General features: G+C 57.9%; 15 protein-coding genes. 10 read left to right on the top strand and 5 right to left on the bottom strand.

Features of this window, described 5'->3' with window-relative positions:
* The first annotated feature begins 120 nt into the window (after positions 1–120).
* Entirely contained in the window at positions 121–1,785 is a 1,665-nt protein-coding gene (locus AC27VJ_RS17010) for an adenylate/guanylate cyclase domain-containing protein (protein ID WP_488685028.1), read from the top strand.
* On the opposite strand, the gene AC27VJ_RS17015 is transcribed toward AC27VJ_RS17010, so the two are convergent.
* Positions 1,782–2,264: a class I SAM-dependent methyltransferase gene (locus tag AC27VJ_RS17015; RefSeq protein ID WP_488685029.1), complete on the bottom strand. Its 483-nt coding sequence runs from the start codon at positions 2,262–2,264 to the stop codon at positions 1,782–1,784. The genes AC27VJ_RS17010 and AC27VJ_RS17015 overlap by 4 nt on opposite strands.
* 13 nt (positions 2,265–2,277) lie before the next feature.
* The gene (locus AC27VJ_RS17020; RefSeq protein ID WP_488685030.1) at positions 2,278–3,618 is read right to left on the bottom strand and encodes a nucleotide sugar dehydrogenase; all 1,341 of its coding nucleotides are present in this window, start codon (positions 3,616–3,618) and stop codon (positions 2,278–2,280) included.
* A gap of 125 nt (positions 3,619–3,743) precedes the next feature.
* Between AC27VJ_RS17020 and AC27VJ_RS17025 the strand changes: the two genes are divergently transcribed.
* Together AC27VJ_RS17025 and AC27VJ_RS17030 are read left to right on the top strand one after the other, a co-directional pair.
* Positions 3,744–4,841, top strand: a complete 1,098-nt coding sequence (locus tag AC27VJ_RS17025; RefSeq protein ID WP_488685031.1) for a glycosyltransferase family 4 protein — start codon at positions 3,744–3,746, stop codon at positions 4,839–4,841.
* Entirely contained in the window at positions 4,838–5,572 is a 735-nt protein-coding gene (locus AC27VJ_RS17030; RefSeq protein WP_488685032.1) for a polysaccharide deacetylase family protein, read from the top strand. Before AC27VJ_RS17025 ends, AC27VJ_RS17030 begins: the two co-directional genes overlap by 4 nt.
* Here AC27VJ_RS17030 and AC27VJ_RS17035 read toward each other — a convergent pair.
* The gene (locus AC27VJ_RS17035; RefSeq protein ID WP_488685033.1) at positions 5,564–6,523 is read right to left on the bottom strand and encodes a glycosyltransferase family 32 protein; all 960 of its coding nucleotides are present in this window, start codon (positions 6,521–6,523) and stop codon (positions 5,564–5,566) included. The two genes, AC27VJ_RS17030 and AC27VJ_RS17035, sit on opposite strands and share 9 nt — an antisense overlap.
* A 199-nt stretch (positions 6,524–6,722) precedes the next feature.
* Between AC27VJ_RS17035 and AC27VJ_RS17040 the strand changes: the two genes are divergently transcribed.
* The 7 genes from AC27VJ_RS17040 (at position 6,723) to AC27VJ_RS17070 (ending at position 16,383) form a co-directional block, all read left to right on the top strand.
* Positions 6,723–8,615, top strand: coding sequence for an ABC transporter ATP-binding protein (locus AC27VJ_RS17040; protein WP_488685034.1), 1,893 nt, complete (start codon positions 6,723–6,725; stop codon positions 8,613–8,615).
* Positions 8,612–10,513 (top strand): ABC transporter substrate-binding protein, encoded by a 1,902-nt coding sequence (locus AC27VJ_RS17045; protein WP_488685035.1) that lies wholly within the window; start codon positions 8,612–8,614, stop codon positions 10,511–10,513. The genes AC27VJ_RS17040 and AC27VJ_RS17045 overlap by 4 nt, the downstream gene beginning before the upstream one ends.
* 1 nt (position 10,514) lies before the next feature.
* The gene (locus AC27VJ_RS17050) at positions 10,515–11,513 is read left to right on the top strand and encodes an ABC transporter permease (RefSeq protein WP_488685036.1); all 999 of its coding nucleotides are present in this window, start codon (positions 10,515–10,517) and stop codon (positions 11,511–11,513) included.
* Positions 11,510–12,685 (top strand): ABC transporter permease, encoded by a 1,176-nt coding sequence (locus tag AC27VJ_RS17055; RefSeq protein ID WP_488685037.1) that lies wholly within the window; start codon positions 11,510–11,512, stop codon positions 12,683–12,685. The genes AC27VJ_RS17050 and AC27VJ_RS17055 overlap by 4 nt, the downstream gene beginning before the upstream one ends.
* Positions 12,686–12,755: 70 nt before the next feature.
* The gene (locus AC27VJ_RS17060) at positions 12,756–13,964 is read left to right on the top strand and encodes a glycosyltransferase family protein (RefSeq protein WP_488685038.1); all 1,209 of its coding nucleotides are present in this window, start codon (positions 12,756–12,758) and stop codon (positions 13,962–13,964) included.
* Between the two features lie 23 nt (positions 13,965–13,987).
* Entirely contained in the window at positions 13,988–15,235 is a 1,248-nt protein-coding gene (locus AC27VJ_RS17065; RefSeq protein ID WP_488685039.1) for a glycosyltransferase, read from the top strand.
* Complete coding sequence (locus AC27VJ_RS17070; RefSeq protein WP_488685040.1) at positions 15,217–16,383, top strand: glycosyltransferase family protein; 1,167 nt, start codon at positions 15,217–15,219, stop codon at positions 16,381–16,383. Before AC27VJ_RS17065 ends, AC27VJ_RS17070 begins: the two co-directional genes overlap by 19 nt.
* 10 nt (positions 16,384–16,393) lie before the next feature.
* Here the strand turns inward: AC27VJ_RS17070 and AC27VJ_RS17075 are convergent, their stop codons facing one another.
* Complete coding sequence (locus AC27VJ_RS17075) at positions 16,394–17,626, bottom strand: FAD-dependent oxidoreductase (protein WP_488685041.1); 1,233 nt, start codon at positions 17,624–17,626, stop codon at positions 16,394–16,396.
* Between the two features lie 21 nt (positions 17,627–17,647).
* The gene (locus AC27VJ_RS17080; protein WP_488685042.1) at positions 17,648–18,340 is read right to left on the bottom strand and encodes a phosphatase PAP2 family protein; all 693 of its coding nucleotides are present in this window, start codon (positions 18,338–18,340) and stop codon (positions 17,648–17,650) included.
* Positions 18,341–18,395 lie beyond the last annotated feature (55 nt).

Consider the following 18,395-nt stretch of genomic DNA (forward strand, 5'->3'; position numbering starts at 1 on the left):
TGATCATTGATCTATTCTGCTTTTCAAAGCATTAGAGTATAGCAGCGAGCGGCTTTCTGCAGGGACGTCTCCCCTGGCATATTGCCCCATGGTGAACACAGCCAACCGGAGACAGGAAGCATGGCCCATATCGTGTCGGAAACGTCGCTCAGGCGTGCACGATTGCTGTCCGGCCTCATCATGCTATCCTTCGTCTTCACGCATCTATCGAACCACGCGCTGGCACTGGTCTCGATAGAAACAGCCGAATATGGGCGCATGTGGTTCAGCCTCCTCTGGCTCAACCCTCTCAGCAGCCTCATTCTCTATGGCGCGGTTCTCACCCATATCCTACTGGTGCTGCGCTCCATCTATGTCCGCCGCACGCTGAAAATGCCGGTGCGCGAAGCGCTGCAAATCTTCATCGGGCTCATCATACCCTATCTCATTATCGACCATGCCAGCGGCATACGACTGTCACGCATGCTCTACGGCATCGATGTCAGTTATGAGACCGTCATTTACAATTTCTGGATCCGTAACCCTCTTCTCGGTCTGCGCCAAAGCGTAGCCTTGGTGCTGATATGGCTGCACGGATGTCTGGGAATATTCTTCTGGCTGCGCTACCGCGACTGGTACAAGCGCATTTCGCCCTATCTGCTGACGGTGGCCGTGCTGATGCCAATCCTTGCTCTTCTGGGCTTCAGCGATGCAGGTCGGGAGATGGAATATAACCCGCCGCCGCCGCGTGTTGTGCATGCCAATCAGGCCAAGCTTGAAGCCGCCATAGACACCTTTACAACAGCCGCAAAGGCCACCTTCGGCGGAGCGGTTCTGCTGGTCTTCGTTCTACGTGGCGTGTGCAGTCTGCGGCAAAGATCAAACTCCATCGAAATCCGCTATGATCACGGCGCGATGGTGCGTGCGCCTGCGGGTCTCAGCGTGCTGGAAGCCAGCCGCTCGGGCAATGTTGCCCATTTTTCGGCTTGCGGCGGCAAAGGACGTTGTTCCACCTGCCGGGTACGGATCATCGAGACGCAGGGACCTCTGCCGGAACCATCCTCGATGGAACGCGCGACACTTCAGCGTATCCATGCCGATTCCGACGTGCGGCTCGCCTGCCAGCTTCGTCCGAAGCATAATCTCAACGTGGCCCTGCTGCTGGCATCCAAACAGCAAAGCGATATTCCAGCCAGCGGCGAACCGATCCGCCCCGGTCGCGAAGAAGAAATCGCCGTCCTGTTTTGCGATCTTCGCAATTTTACGGCTCTGTCAGAAGCGCGCCTGCCCTATGACATGGTGTTTCTGCTCAACCGCTATTTCACCGTGGTGGGGCAAGCCGTGGAGCAGGCGGGCGGACGGCTGGATAAATTCATTGGCGATGGCGCCATGGCGCTGTTCGGCCTAGAGGGCAACAAGGAAACGGCAAGCCGCGATGCGCTGAAAGCCGCGGCACTCATCCTTCGCAACATTGAAACGCTCAACGAAGAACTGGAAAATCAGTTTGCGGTGAAGCTGCGCATCGTCATCGGCATTCACGCAGGCCCGTCGATCGTCGGCGTCATGGGTTATGGCGGCGCGAAGAACCTCACGGCAATTGGCGACACCGTCAATGTTGCCAGCAGGCTGGAAAGTGCGGCCAAGGAATTCGACACGGCCATCGTCGTTTCAGAACCCGTGCTGCGGCAATCCGGCCATGACGTCAAAACACTGCAAAGCCGCACGATCCCCATTCGCGGCAAAAGCTCGCAGATGAAAATCTTTCTGATCTCAGAGGCCGAAAGCCAGATTTTTCTACCAGCCTAGATTTTCCGGTAAAGGAAATACCGATCTTGGGGAACGGAGGTCGGGATAGGCAGCGGGTTGAGGCTTTTCTCTTCCAGCGGAAGACCGCTGACGGCGACCCCGCCCTTGGCCAACATTCCCGCCACAAGCTGCGGCAGCCATGTGAGCGTGATGGCATCCTTCTCAGGATAACCCGTGCCGATATCGGCATGCACAAGGCCCGCCTCGACGCCGACATAGGCCTGCGCCGTCTCGGCGATCTCACCGATCACCAGATTGTCGTCCTCCGGCACCGAAGAGGCATGCGCACCCATGGCCCGGTCGAAAGCGACGATACGACGATCCGGGAAAAGCTCGCGCAGATGATTGAAGGTGCGCCCATTGCCAAGCCCGATTTCCATGACGGGACTGCCGGCTGGGAGGTTCAGATCGGCATGGACATGGTTGAGAATGTCCCGCTGCGCCGTCAGGCGGCGAATGAAGCTGTCCAGTCTGCTCATCTCTTCTCTTCCATCAGGCTTTGATGATGTGGCTTGCGACGATGCCACGCTTTGCAAAGGCATTGCGCGTATCGATGATCAGCGGCGACCACTCGCTCAGGCTTTGGTAGTCGATATTGTCGTGATCCGTCGCGACCAGCACCGCGTCGAAAGCGCTGATCGTCTGCTTGTCCCATGCGACAGACTTCATCCCCAAGAGATCGCCATATTCGCGGGTCTTCGGAATTTCAGAGACATAAGGGTCGAAATAGGATGGTTCACCACTGCGCTCGATGATGAGTTCGATCAGCTTCAGCGAAGGGCTTTCGCGAATATCCGGCACGTTTTTCTTATAGGCCAGACCCACGATCAAAACCTTGGAGCGGCTGAGCGCCTTGCCGCGATGAATATCCAGCGCTTCTGCCAAACGGCTGACGATATGGCGCGGCATGCCGGTATTGATCTGGCCCGCAAGCTCGATGAAGCGGGTGGGAAGATCATACTCGCGCGACTTCCACGTCAGATAGAATGGGTCGATCGGGATGCAATGACCGCCGAGGCCGGGGCCTGGATAAAAGGGCATGTAGCCAAACGGCTTGGTCTTGGCCGCATCGATGACTTCCCATATGTCGATGCCCATGGCCTCGTAGACGACCTTCAATTCGTTGACGAGTGCGATGTTGACGGCTCGAAACACGTTTTCGGTAATCTTCACCGCTTCAGCCGTCGCATTGGTAGAGACGGGAACGACGGTTTTGACGACCGCACCATAAAAAGCCACCATCATCTCTGCCGCATCCGCACCATCGCCGGATACGACTTTGGGAATGGTCGAGGTCTGGAAATCGCGATTACCGGGATCTTCACGCTCAGGCGAGAAGCCGAGGAAGAAATCCGAGCCCGATTTGAGGCCGGTCTTTTCTAGAATGGTTTTCACCACACCATCCGTGGTGCCGGGATAGGTGGTGGATTCCAGCACCACGAGTTGGCCGGGGCGCAGCGTCTTGGCAATTTCCCGGCAGGTGTTTTCTACATAGGAAAGATCGGGATCGCGATACTTCGTCAGCGGCGTGGGAACGCAGATGGCGATGACATCGCAATCGGCAAGCTGCGCGAAATCGCAGGTTGCGACAAAGCCACCGTCCTGACGCGCGTCGTTCAAAACATCGTGTGAGACCGCTTCGATATAGCTTTCACCGGCGTCGATGGCGGTAATCTTGCCGGGGTCGATGTCAAAGCCGACGACTTTGAAGCCGGAATGGGCAATGGTCATGGCCAGCGGCAGACCGACATAACCGAGGCCGATGACGCCTGCTTTGGCCTTTTTCGACCGGATAAGCTCTAAAAGTTGCTGTGCGTTTGAAGAGGAAGTCAAAGCTGATTGCGCCCCGCGCATGGAAAGAGATGCCCATCAGTTGGGCGAGAACAGCCACAGTGTCAAGGTTTGGCCACCGCAAATTCCCATTGACGAAGCCTTGAGCGACAAAGCAAAACGGACGGATGAAAATCGCCTTCTACTCCCCGCTGAAATCTCCCAACCATCCCGTCCCCTCCGGTGACCGGCTGATGGCACGCCAGTTGATGAAAGCGATGCAGATGGGCGGGCATGAGGTGGCGGTCGTGTCGGAGCTCCGCAGTTTCATGCGCGACCCGGACGGGGAAGAACACCGCGAACTGGTACAGGCAGCGGAGACGGAGCGCGAGCGCATCGCCACCGCATGGGACCGCGAAGGCACGCCGGATATCTGGTTCTGCTATCATCCCTATTACAAGGCGAGAGACCTTCTGGGACCGGAGCTTTGCCAACGCTTCGACATCGCCTATGTCACCGCCGAGGCTTCCTATTCACCAAAGCGAAATGCCATGGGCTGGGGCGAGATACAGGCGGCACTCCTCGCCGATCTGCGTTTCGCCGCCGTCAATATCTGCTTCACGCATCGAGACCGGGAAGGGCTGTCGAAAGCGGATGCGAATATCCGCTGCGCCATGCTGCCACCCTTCATCGATGCCTCTGCATTTACAAGCACCGCTCCCTTCCCCACCCGCTATCGCCTCGCAACCGTTGCGATGATGCGAGCGGGCGACAAGCTCAGCAGCTACCGGGCTTTGGCCGAGGCGCTGAAACGTCTACCCCATGATTTACCATGGACCTTGGACATCATCGGAGATGGACCGGAAGGTGGGACGGTCAAAGGCCTGTTCGCCACATTCGATGATAACTGCATCATCTGGCATAGTGAGCAGACTCCCGAAGCGATTGCCGGCATTCTCTCCCGCTCTTCGATTTATGTCTGGCCGGGGCATGGTGAAGCTTATGGGCTTGCTTATCTCGAAGCACAGGCGGCGGGATTGCCGGTCATTGCCGAACGGATCGCAGGTGTACCGGAGGTCGTGACGGATGGTGAAACCGGCATTCTGACCGAACCCGGCAATATCGAAGCCTATGCCGAGGCATTGGTAAGGCTGATGAGAGATGACGATCTGCGTCAAGCGATGGCAGCGAATGCCCGCCTTTTCGCGACTGTCGAACGCTCGCTTGAAAATGCAGCGGTCACGCTGAACACCATTCTCCTAAACCTGCCGGAGCGGACATTATGAGTGAAAAACTGCTTCTGGAAACGCTGGATGATTTCGCCAGCAGAAACATCGTCGCGGATTTCTGGTTGCGGGATGACGACGCGACGGAGCCGAGCCCGGCCTTGGACCGCCTGCTGGAGTTTTCCGATCAATTTTCCATCCCCATGACGCTGGCCGTCATTCCAGAACCGACCGGCGACGCGCTGGCAAAGCGGCTTGAGCAGACGACTGCAATTGACGTCGCCGTGCACGGCTGGGCGCACCAGAACCATGCCGGGCCTGACGAGAAAAAGCGCGAGCTGGGGTTACACAGGCCGCTCGAGATCGTGCTTGGAGAATTGCAGCAAGGACTGACCAAACTGCAATCCCTGCACGGCACATGTTTCGTTCCAATGCTGGTGCCACCATGGAACCGCATCGATCAGGGGGTGATCGAGCATCTGCCGCAACTGGACTACAAGGCCCTTTCCGTCTATGGCCCCGAAGCTGCGAACAGTCTTCCGCTCCTCAACACCCATGTCGATGTCATAGACTGGCGCGGCACACGCGGTGGCAAGGACCATGATCTGCTGTTTGCGGAAACGGCAGAACGTATGCGACAGGCACATGAAACCGGCGGGATGACGGGGATACTCACCCACCATCTCGATCACGATGAAAGTGTCTGGGCCTTTCTCCGCTCACTCTTCACACTCACCGCCAGTCATCCCGGTTGCCGCTGGCGCTCTTCGCGCCAATGGCTGTCACCATGATTTCCAGGCAATCAGCAGACCGTCATCCGCATCCGCGCGGGCGCGCGCCGCTTCAACGTCACTGAAAGGTGCCCGGTCCGGCAAGAGAGCCGCAACGAAATGCGCCGCCGCCAGAGACACCGAGCCAGCCCTTGCCACCACGGTGAAAATCAGCGGACCGGTTGCCCACCAAGCGGGTGCCTTCGGCAGCGTTGTCAGGATTTCCGGAAACGCCTCCAGCATCCGGCTAAACACAGGGTGGCCGGGCGGGGTGGCGATAAAGGAATTGGCCAGAAGCAGGGTGCCCTGCCCCGTCTTGCGCGGCACGTCTTCGCCAAAGGCCGTCAGCCCCATCATCGGCAAGACGTCGAAAAAGCTGAGATCGTCGCGCGCCGGGTAAAAATCACAATCCAGATAAATGCCGCCGAATTTCGCCAGAATGATGTAGCGCGCAACATCTACCGCACCGGGATAGTCTCCCTGCGCCAGCATTCTCGCGAAGATCGGATTTGAGCTTATCCCCTCCCGCTCGAGATCAGTTTCCCGCCACAGACGATAGTCCAGCCCGTTCGTCTTCGCATGCTGCGCCCATGCACCCGTCGATATCGGCACCGGCTTATCGCCGATCCATATCTGGTGAATGCATTTCGGCACGGCTTGGCGGTTCTTCGCTGCGATCAACCGGCGCTCTTCCGTCGAAAAACGGCCATAGGGCGCAAAGACGTCCGGTGGGGGAACCAGCAGATATTGATATCCGGTGCGGCTGACCGCATTGCCTTCAGCTTTAGCAAGCCGGAGAAAAGCGGAATGAAGCCTGCGCGGCAGTCCAAGCGCGGTCGTCTCGCCCATCAGATGCCGGTCGCTCTCTCGCGAAAGCTGATCGAGAATATTGCGCGCGTCGCTGAAATTTTTATTCGCCAGCAATTGCCGCGCCTCAGCCAGTTTTCCATCGAAATAAGCCTTGTCTGGCATGGTGGCTTCCTCTGGGTTTAATAACTCGGACACATCTTCCAAATACATGTTTTCACGCAAGCCTGCGACATTCGGAACATCCTGAAGTTTTCGATGTTTCAGGAGCATAGACAGAACTACAGGCCTGCGATAACGTAATGTACATGGCCCTTAAATAACTGCCCTAGGCAAAATAAGAAACGGTGAGGACACCCTTGGCATGAGTTCAGGCGCCGATTTGCTTCGTATCGAAAACCTTCAAGTTTCTTTTTCCTTGATGGGCGGTAAAATCGATGCCGTCAGAAACACCAGCCTTCGTATTTTGCCGGGCAAAGTCACCGCTTTGGTAGGCGAATCCGGCTCTGGCAAATCCGTCATCGGCCAGACCATCATGGGCATTCAGCCGCGCACAGCAAAGGTCAGCGGTCGCATCCTGTTTTCAGATCCGGCACGTCCGGAACGTGGCGCGGTCGATCTGCTGCAGCTGGAACCAGATGGCAAGCCCATGCGGGCCATTCGCGGAAACCGCATCGGCCTGATTTTTCAGGAGCCGATGACGTCCTTTTCGCCGCTGCACACCATCGGCAACCAGATCGATGAAGCCCTGCGAATTCATTCGGTTCTGACGCCCAAGGAACGCCAGGAGAAGCTCGAAGAAACGCTTGATCTCGTCGGCTTTTCCAATCCGGCCAAGATTTGCAACATGTATCCGTTCGAACTGTCTGGCGGCATGCGTCAGCGCGCGATGATTGCCATGGCGCTCATCTGCCGCCCGGCACTTCTGATTGCCGATGAGCCGACGACCGCACTGGATGTGACGATACAGGCACAAATCCTCAAGCTGCTGCGCGACCTGCAAAGCAGGCTCAACATGAGCATGCTGCTGATCACTCATGATCTCGGCGTCGTTGCCAATATTGCCGATGAAGTCGCCGTCATCTACCAGGGCGAAATCATGGAAGCGGGACCGGTCGATGAAATCTTCCGTGCCCCGGCCCATCCCTACCTCAAGGGCCTGATGGCCGCCGTACCGCATTTCGACATGAAGCCCGGCGAAAGGCTGAAGGCGCTTCGCGAAGTGGTGGTCGACAAGGAAAGCCTGATCGGCAAGAAGTCCAGCCATGTGGACAAGGCAGATGGCGTTCTCCTGAGCGTCAACAATGTCAGCAAAACCTTCACCACCCGCAAATCCAGCTGGTTCACTTCAGGCAAGTCAAGCGCGACCAAAGCCGTTGATGGCGTGAGCTTTGAGATTCGTCGCGGCGAATGTCTGGGCCTTGTCGGCGAAAGCGGCAGCGGCAAAACCACCGTCAGTAAAATCCTGATGCGCGCCGTGCGCCCGGATGAGGGCTCCATCACCTTCCACAGCCGCAATGGCGATATCGACGTGATGAATGCGAGGGACGGCGATCTGCGTGAATTGCGCACGAAGATACAGATGGTGTTTCAGGACCCGATCTCCTCGCTTTCGCCCCGCATGACCGTCAGCAATATTCTGAGCGAACCCCTACAAATCCATGGTCGCGGCGACGCCAAATACCGCTCCGAAAAAGTGCGTGGGCTGCTGAGAGCCATTGGTCTGGGAGACAGTGCGCTCAACCGTTACCCGCATAGTTTCTCCGGTGGCCAGCGCCAGCGTATCGGCATCGCCAGAGCCTTGGCGCTCGGGCCTGAGCTGCTGATCTGCGATGAGCCCGTCTCGGCGCTCGACGTTTCGGTTCAGGCGCAAATTCTCAATCTTTTGAAGGATTTGCAGAAAGACCTCGGCCTCACCTATCTCTTCATCTCGCACAATCTGGCCGTGGTGGATTATATGGCAGACCGTGTGGCGGTGATGTGCGAAGGCAAGATCGTGGAACTGGCCCCGCGCGAGACACTGATGCGCAACCCCGTCCACCCCTATACCAAATCCCTGCTGGCCGCCGTCCCCTTCCCGGATCTGGACAGGCCACTCGATTTCAGCACCATCGCCAAGATCAGCGCCACCGGCAAATTCGACTGGGGCAAGCAGTTCCGCGATAGCGACGACGGCGGGCTCATCACCGCCGATCTCGGTGGCGGTCACCTCGTGCTGGCCAATGGAAATGTGGATGTTGCGGAGTTACGCTCGTGATCACGCGCAGAACGACACTTGCCCTTCTTGCCTCCGTCTTCGCACCCTGGAAGGCGCTGGCGGCCTATACGGATTCCGATTTTTTCAAGGAAAAACGCGAGAAAGGCGATCTGCCGCCCGTCGATCAGCGCCTGCCGAAAAATCCACGCGTGATGAACCTGAAAAACCTTGGACGCGAGCCCGGGAAACACGGTGGTTCCGTGCGTATGCTGATCGGTGGCCAGCGCGACATCCGCCTGATGCCGATCAACAGCTATGCACGCCTTGTCGGTTACGACGAGAAGTTCGAATTCCAACCGGATATTCTGGAAAGCTATACGGTCGATGAGGAGCGGATTTTCACGCTGAAACTGCGCGATGGCCACAAATGGTCAGATGGCAGCGACTTCACGACCGAGGACTTCCGCTATTTTTGGGAAGACGTCGCGCTCAACCTCGAAATCCACAAAGGCGGCCCGCCCATCGAGCTGCTGGTCTACGAGAAACCTCCGAAAGTGGAGGTCATCGACCGCCTTAGTGTTCGCTACACATGGGAAGGCCCGAACCCGGATTTTCTGGCCAAGCTCGCCGGTGCCTCGCCCGCGCGCCTGTTCCTGCCCGCTGCGTATATGAAGCAGTTCCACATCAAATATCAGACACAGGAAAAGCTCGCCAAGCTGATCAAAAAGAACAAGGTGGATGACTGGAGCAGCCTGCACATCAAGATGTCGCGGCAGCTGCGCCCGGAAAACCCCGATCTTCCAACGCTCGACGCATGGCGCAACATCACCGCGCCGCCTGCCGAACAGTTCATTTTCGAGCGCAATCCCTATTACCATCGCGTCGATGAAAACGGCCTGCAACTGCCCTATCTCGACCGCTTCCTGCTGAATGTCACCTCATCGGAAATCATCGCCGCCAAGACGGCGTCCGGGGATAGCGACCTGCAATTCATGGGGCTCGATTTCAACGATTATACCTTCCTGAAGGATGCGGAAGATCGCTACCCGCTCAAGGTCAATCTGTGGACACGCAGCCAAGGCTCGCGCGTCTGTCTGCTGCCGAACCTGAATTGCGGCGACGATGTCTGGCGCAATCTGTTCCGCGACGTACGCATGCGCCGTGCCCTGTCTATTGGCATCGACCGGCATGAGATCAATATGGTTTGCTTCTATGGTCTGGCCAAGGAAAGCGCCGATACGGTTCTGCCGGAAAGCTCGCTCTATCGCCCGGAATTTGCCAAGGCATGGTCCGACTTCAATCCCACCATGGCAAATGCGCTCTTGGACGAACTGGGGCTGACGACCCGCAACGACCGAGGCATTCGCCTGCTGCCGGATGGGCGCGCGGCCCATATCATTGTCGAAACCGCCGGCGAAAGCACGCTGGAAACGGATGTGCTGGAACTGGTGACAGACCACTGGCGCAAGATCGGCATCTCGCTGTCCAGCAGACCAACCCAGCGCGATGTCTTCCGCAAGCGCGCCATGGGCGGCGAAGTCATGATGTCGGTCTGGTTCGGCATGGACAATGCCGTGCCGACACCGGATATGCTGCCTGCGGGCCTTGCACCCACGGGTGACGACCAGCTTCAATGGCCGGTCTGGGGTGTGCATTACCTCTCGGGCGGGCGTGAAGGCAAGGAACCGGATCTGCCGGAAGCCGCACATCTGCTAGCGCTTTTGAAACAATGGCGTCGCAGCGTAACAGAAGAAGAGCGCCGTGACATCTGGCTGGAAATGCTGAGCATCTATTCCCAGCAAGTCTTTTCCATCGGCATCGTCAACAGCGCGCTGCAGCCCATCGTGCATGTGACGAAGATGCGCAACGTGCCGGAAAAGGCGCTCTACGGTTTCGAGCCCACCTCCTATCTCGGTGTCTATATGCCAGACGCGTTCTGGTACGACGGAGACGCATGACATGCTCAGATATATTCTAGGGCGCCTGCTCGTGATGATCCCCACTCTGATCCTGATTTCGATGCTGGTTTTCACCATCATCGAATTGCCACCGGGGGATTATTTCGAGAGCTACGTCGCAGAGATGCGGGCCATGGGCGAAACCGCCAATCTGGCCGAAATCGAGGAACTGCGCGCCCGTTACGGCTTCGATCAACCGGCACCGATCCGCTATTTCCGCTGGGCGACCGGCATGCTGGTGGGTGATTTCGGCTTCTCGTTCGAATACCAGCTGCCCGTCAACGAGGTCGTCGGCGACCGTCTGTGGCTGACCATGCTGGTCTCCTTCGTGACCATCATCGTGACATGGGTGCTGGCTTTCCCTATCGGCATCTATTCCGCCACGCATAAATACAGCTGGGGCGATTATGGCCTGACATTCATCGGGCTTTTGGGCATTGCCATTCCCAACTTCATGCTGGCGCTGATCCTGATGTATTTTGCCAATATCTGGTTCGGCACGTCCATCGGCCACCTCATGGATCGTGAATATCTGAACCAAGCAATGAGCTGGGCCAAGTTCAAGTCCATTCTGGAACATCTCTGGATACCGGTTCTCATCATCGGCACAGCGGGAACCGCGGGCATGATCCGCCGTTTGCGGGCCAACCTGCTGGATGAGTTGCAGAAACAATATGTGGTGACGGCACGCGCCAAAGGCCTGCATCCGTTCAAGGTTCTGACGAAATATCCGCTGCGCATGGCGCTCAACTTCTTCATCTCGGATATCGGCTCCATTCTGCCCGCCATCATCTCCGGCGCGGAAATCACCGCCGTCGTTCTCTCGCTGGAAACGACCGGCCCGATGCTGATCCGCGCGCTGCAAAGTCAGGACATGTATCTGGCCGGTTCCTTCCTGATGTTCCTCGCATTTTTGACGGTGATCGGCGTGCTTATCTCCGATATTGCGCTTGCCATTCTCGATCCGCGCATCCGCTTTGGGGGTGGTAACATAAAATGACCTCCTCGATTCCAAAGCCCGGCGAACCCTTGCCGCACTATGTCTCCACTTCACCTTTCGATCCCAATCTGGTGGAGCCAACGACCTCTGGTGCTGCGGCCTTCAGCAAGGCGTCACAGTTCAAGCTGATGTGGTGGCAGTTTCGGCAGCACAAGCTGGCGGTCTATTCCGGCGCGTTTCTGCTGTTCGTCTATCTGTCGATCCTGATCTGCGAATTTCTAGCACCCTACAATCTGCACACGCGCAACGTCGAAAACATCTATGCGCCGCCGCAGGCCATCCATCTCTTCCACGATGGCCAGTTCGTCGGTCCCTTCGTTTACGGACGAAGCATGAGCCTCGACATGGAAAACCTGCGGCGCGTCTATACCGACGTGCCGACGGATGTGCAGAAAATCCGCTTCTTCTGCCGTGGTGATAATTATACCTTCTGGGGCCTGTTCGACAGCAATGTGCATCTGGTCTGCCCTGCCGAAAATGGCCAGATGTATCTGCTGGGCACAGACCGTCTGGGTCGCGACGTTCTTTCGCGCATCATCTATGGCGCCCGTATTTCGCTGACCATCGGCCTCTTCGGTGTCGCCATGAGCTTCGTTCTCGGCATCGTGATCGGTGGTCTCGCCGGTTATCGCGGCGGCGTCTTCGACCTCATCGTCCAGCGCATCATCGAGGTGCTGCAATCCATTCCCAGCATCCCGCTGTGGCTGGCGCTGGCCGCCATCATGCCGGTGACCTGGAGCCCCATTCTTGTCTATCTCGGCATTACCCTCATCCTTGGCCTTCTGGACTGGACCGGGCTTGCGCGCGCGGTGCGCTCCAAACTGCTGGCGCTGCGTGAGGAAGACTATGTTCTGGCCGCCCAATTGATGGGAGCCAGTACCCCGCGTATCATCGGCCGGCATCTCATTCCCGGCTTCATGTCGCATCTCATTGCCTCAGCGACGCTGACCATTCCGGGCATGATCCTGGGCGAGACGGCACTCAGCTTCCTTGGCCTTGGCCTTCGTCCGCCGATCACAAGTTGGGGTATTCTGCTCACAGAAGCGAGAAGTGTGAGCGTGATTGCCCTGTATCCATGGCTTCTTCTGCCCACCGTGCCGGTGGTGCTCGTCATCTTGGCCTTTAATTTCTTTGGCGATGGACTACGTGATGCGGCAGATCCCTTTAAATAACCACGGACCGTCCAGTGACATATCGACCCTATACGACGCGCTATCAGAGCCTGGACAAGAGGTGCCGCCCGTGAGTACCCGTCTGAACGATGTCCGTATTCTCATGTATAGCCATGATAGTTTCGGGCTGGGGCATCTGCGCCGCTGCCGCACCATCGCCCATGCGCTGGTGGAGGATTATCGCGGACTGAACGTCCTGATCATTTCTGGCGCGACCATCGCCGGTGCGTTCGACTATCGCGCCCGGGTCGATTTCGTCAAAATCCCCAGCGTCATCAAGCTCAGAAACGGTGAATATACGTCGCTCGACCGGCATATCGATCTTCAGGAAACGCTGAAGATGCGCCGCTCGATCATCTACCACACCGCCGAAAGCTTCCAGCCGGACATCTTCATCGTTGATAAGGAGCCCATGGGCCTGCGCGGCGAGGTCGAGGAAACACTGACCTATCTCAAGGAGAAAGGCACGAAGCTCGTCATCGGTCTTCGCGACGTGATGGACGCGCCGCAGCTTCTGGAAGCCGAATGGAAGCGCAATGATGTGTTGAGCAAGATCGAGCGCTATTACGATCACGTCTGGGTTTATGGCCCGCCTGATTTCCACGATCCGCTGATGGGGCTGGATGTGCCGTCCAAGGTGCGCGACAAGATGGATTTCGTCGGCTTCCTGCAACGCTCGAAGACGCAGTCCGAAAACCCGTCTCAGCGCACAGATGGCGACTACATTCTGGTGACGACCGGCGGCGGCGGCGATGGCAGCGAATTGATCGATGACGTCATCAATGCCTACAAAGCCGACCCGGAACTGACGCAAAAGGCGCTCATCGTGCTCGGCCCATACATGCCGGGCGAACAGCGCCAGCGCTTCATGCAGAACACCTCCGATATTCCCTATATCGAGATCATCGAATTTGATAATCGCATGGAAGATATCGTTGCGGGCGCCAAGGCGGTCGTGTCCATGGGCGGCTACAATACGGTTTGCGAAATCCTGTCTTTCGACAAGCCAGCCCTCATCGTGCCGCGTATTGTGCCGCGTGAAGAGCAGTTGATCCGGGCAAGCCGTGCGTCGGAACTCGGGCTGTTCGACATGCTTCTACCCGAGGAAGCCGAAGATCCGAAGAAGATGGCGCAGGCACTCAAGGATTTGCTTCACCGCGCACCACCTTCGGCCAATGGCAAAGACCTCAAGCTCGACGGGCTGGAAAACATTTCCAAACGCATTGCCGAGTGGCTTCAGCCGGAAGATGCTGTCAAAGTTCTTCCCGCCACCGCCTGATTTCAGAAAGAGACGCGGATATCGTGACCGTCAAAAAGAAAATCATGGTTCTTCTGAAAGGATATCCGCGCCTTTCGGAAACCTTCATCGCGCAGGAGCTTCTGGGCCTAGAAAAGGCAGGGCTGGAGCTGGAACTCGTTTCCATGCGCCGCCCGACGGATAAAAAACGTCACCCCGTGCATGATGAAATCCGCGCCAGCGTGACCTACCTGCCGGAATATCTGCATGAGGAGCCGTTGCGGGTGCTGAAAGCCCTCTGGGCCTGCCGTCGCAAGCCCGGATTCGGCTTGGCGCTTCGTCGTTTTCTCCACGATCTGCGCCATGACTTTACCCGCAACCGCTTTCGCCGCTTCGGACAGGCCGCCGTGCTGGCACACGAATGGCCAGCCGATGCAGGCTGGCTGCATGTTCACTTCATCCATACCCCCGCCTCGGTTGCCGCCTATACACATCTGATCACGGGCATTCCCTGGACAATCTCGGCGCATGCCAAGGATATCTGGACCTCCAGCGACCGCGACCTTGCCGACAAGCTCGACAGCGCCCGCTGGGCTGTTACCTGCACCGCGAGCGGTTTCAGGCATTTGCAAAATCTCGCAAGCGACAAGGAAACGGTGCACCTCAGCTATCACGGCCTCGATCTCACACGCTTTCCCCATTTCGAAGGCCCGCGTGACCCGCGCGATGGCTCCGATCCCAATGATCCGGTGCGCATTCTCAGCGTTGGTCGCGCCGTGAAGAAAAAGGGAATCGACATTCTGTTGCGTGCCCTCGCCGCTCTGCCAGCGTCGCTGCATTGGCGCTTCACCCATATCGGCGGCGGTGACGAGTTGAGCACCTTGAAAGCGCTGGCAGACGAACTCGGTCTTTCCGACCGTATTGTCTGGACGGGTGCCATGGATCAGAAACAGGTGCTGGAACACTATCGGCAAGCCGATCTCTTCGCGCTTGCCTGCCGCATTACCAGCGATGGCGATCGCGATGGATTGCCGAATGTCTTGGTGGAAGCTGCCAGCCAGAACCTTGCCTGCATTTCCACCAACATCTCAGGCATTCCCGAATTTTTCATCGATGGGGAAAACGGATTGCTGACGGAGCCGGAAGATGCGACTGCTTTTTCGCAGGCTTTGCAAGCGGCGATCACCGATCCCAGCCTTCGGGCACGTCTTGGAGCGGCTGCGGAAAACCGCGTGCGCACCTCGTTCGATCACCGCAACAGCATCACCGAACTGAAAGCTCTGTTCGAGCAGGAATGGGAGAAAGCCGTTTGACCGTCGCACAATCCGCGCCTCGCGTTTTTTTCTACGTTCAGCACCTTCTCGGCATCGGCCACATCGCCCGTGCAAGCAGGGTGGCGCGCGCGCTGGTGGCGGATGGTTTCGACGTGACGCTGGTCACCGGCGGCACACCCGTTCCCGGCTTTCCGGGCGAAGGCATCCGCCACATCGAACTGCCGCCGATTGCCGTCAGCGATGGCAGCTTTTCCGGGCTGGTGGATGCGACAGGCAAGCCGGTGGATGATACCTTCAAGGATGACCGCACGAGCATGCTGCTGGGTGCCTATCGCGGGGCAAGGCCCGATATCGTCATCATCGAAGCCTTTCCCTTTGGCCGCAGACAGGTGCATTTCGAACTCATGCCGCTTTTGAGTGCCATCGAACACAGCTTGGAGCGTCCGCTGGTGATGACATCCCTGCGCGATATCCTGCAGGAACGTGCCAAGCCCGGCCGCGACGAAGAAACCATTGCGCTCGTCAAAACGCATTTCGACACCGTTCTCGTGCATGGCGACCCGAACTTCGTGCGGCTGGAAGACACCTTTCCGCTGGCCGACCAGATCAGCCAGCGCATCGTTTATACCGGCCTTGTCGCCCCTTCCAAGCCAGAACCGCCGAAAGAACGTTTCGATGTCGTGGTTTCCGCAGGTGGCGGAGCCGTTGGAGCGACGCTGATCCGCGCCGCTCTCGACGCTGCCCCTATGATCGATCAGGTCAAAAGCTGGTGCCTGATCACCGGGCCCAACATGCCGCAGGCGGATTTCGAGGCGATTTCGGCGCGGGCTGGCAATGGCATATCGGTCTTCCGGTTCCGCAAGGATTTTGCCAGCCTTCTCTCGGGCGCGAAACTGTCCATCTCGCAGGCAGGTTACAACACGGTCTGCGACATCCTGCAGGCGAAATGCCGCTCGCTGCTCATTCCTTTCGCGGCAGGCGGAGAGACGGAGCAGGGCGCACGCGCGTCCCGCCTGGCGAAACTGGGCCTCGCCCATGTGCTGGAAGAAAGCGCCATATCACCGCAATCCATGGCACAGGCCATTGACGATGCACTGAAACTGCCGGAGCCGGGCAAGATCGATCTTAATCTGGATGGCGCAGCCGGAACCGCCAGAATATTGCGCCGCCTCTACGACGAGCGATAATTCCGCACCATCAATATTTGAGCTTTTCCCGCCGGAAGCCAAGCCCGATCAGCCTGCCCGCCAGATGTGCGAGCAGCGGAAAACGCATGATGGCAAGGACGAAGGCGGGCGGGCCTTTTGCCCGTTTTGCATCCGCCTGATCTTTCTTGTTCTTGCTGCGCATCATCAATTGCAGGCGCTGCGTGGCTTTGGTGGGGAAGGAGCGGCGTTTCTCGATGGCGGCCAGATCGACATCGGTGATGGACCGCCCGGACGATAGAACCGGGACCAGAACATTCGCTGTTGCCACCGCATCCTGAATGGCCAAATTGACGCCCACACCGCCAATCGGCGACATGGCGTGGGCAGCATCGCCAATGCAGATCACCCCCGGCTTCCACCACTGTTTCAAGCGGTCGATGCGCACCGTCAAAAGCTGGGCGTCATCCCAACTCTTTATCTCCGACAGGCGTTCCCGCGGCAGCGGGCAGACTTCGGCGACCCGCTCGCGAAAAGCCTCCAGCCCCTTGGTTTTGATGTCCGCGAAAAAGCCTTTGCGCACCACATAACCGCACTGCCAGTAATCACCACGGTCTATCAGCACGAAACCCTGTTGCGGACCCGCATGGCCCATGGTTTCGGTCGGATCACCCGGCTGTTTCGACAGGCGCATCCACAGCACTTCGGTCGGCACGCCAAAACGCTCAATCTCCAGCCCCGCCTTGTCCCGGATGACGGAATTGCGCCCATCCGCGCCAACCACCAGATCCGCTTCGATGGTGAGCGGACCATCCGGCGTCTCGACCCGAAGGCCATGAACCCTGCCGCCTGTTTGAAGCAGGTCCGTGACCGGCGCGCTCATCAACAACCGGAAATTCTCATATTGCCCTGCCTTCCCGGCGATGAAATTGAGGAAATCCCATTGCGGCATAAAGGCGATGAAGCGGTTCTTGACCGGCAGCCAAGAGAAATCGGCAATCGTCACCTTCTGATCCCCGATCTCCGCATGCAGCTGCCTTGCTTCGGTATGGGGAAGCGCCAGAAACTCCTTAATGAAGCCCAGCTGCTCGATGATCTCGAGTGTCGAGGGATGGATGGTATCGCCACGGAAATCCCGAAGAAAATCGCTGTGTTTTTCGATGACGGTCACGTCCACATTGGCCCGCGCCAGAAGAAGACCAAGCATCATCCCGGCAGGCCCGCCGCCCGCGATCACGACGGTCGTTTTGATCGACCGCACCGCTTCCATGTCCCTATTGTCCATCGGCGATCCTCCTGCAACCGCTCAAAGGGCGGGGCGTGATGCGTTTTTCGGATGCGGCCAGCCATGTTCATCGAAGCGGAACAGCCATTCGGAGCGCGCGAAGATAAAAGCGAAGGCCATTGCCGTCCATGTTCCCAGAAGCAGACCCGCTGCCACGTCGCTAGGATAATGCGCGCCGACGATCACGCGCGATACGCCGATGACCAGGGCCAGAGCCATGAAAACGAAACGGAAGCGCGGCACCAGCATCAGGAACGCACCAAAGAACGCGCCTGCCGCCGCAGAATGGCCGGACGGAAAGCTTTCATAGAGATTGTCGCCGGTGAAAGGTGTGAGGCTATAGGCACCCATTTGCATCAGCAATTCAGGCCGCGCCCGACCGATGACGAATTTGAGCAGATGCACGAGAATACTGGCGGTGCCAATCGTCAAAAAGAAATACAGCAACAGCCGCCACGCCGTTCTTATACGGCTGCCATAGGAACTGCTCGCCAGCACCCGCGCCCCGATATAGGCTATGATTGCCAGAAGACCAGTGCTGTAGAGCATCCAGCGAAACGTGCCAAAGTCGGTGATCGCATTGTTGAAGCCGACAATAGGGCCGGGAAGCGCCTGGGCGCGCTGTGAAATCAGCGGATCAAAAGGAATGAAGACCAGCACCAGAACGAAGGTTGCTGCTAAAATCCAACCGCTGGAAACAAAAAAGCGCCGCATACCGTTCCTGTGCCTCAACTGCTTGAAATATGTGGGCGCAGGAAGGCAAACACAA

Source organism: Agrobacterium sp. 20P9.1.2 (assembly GCF_057799395.1).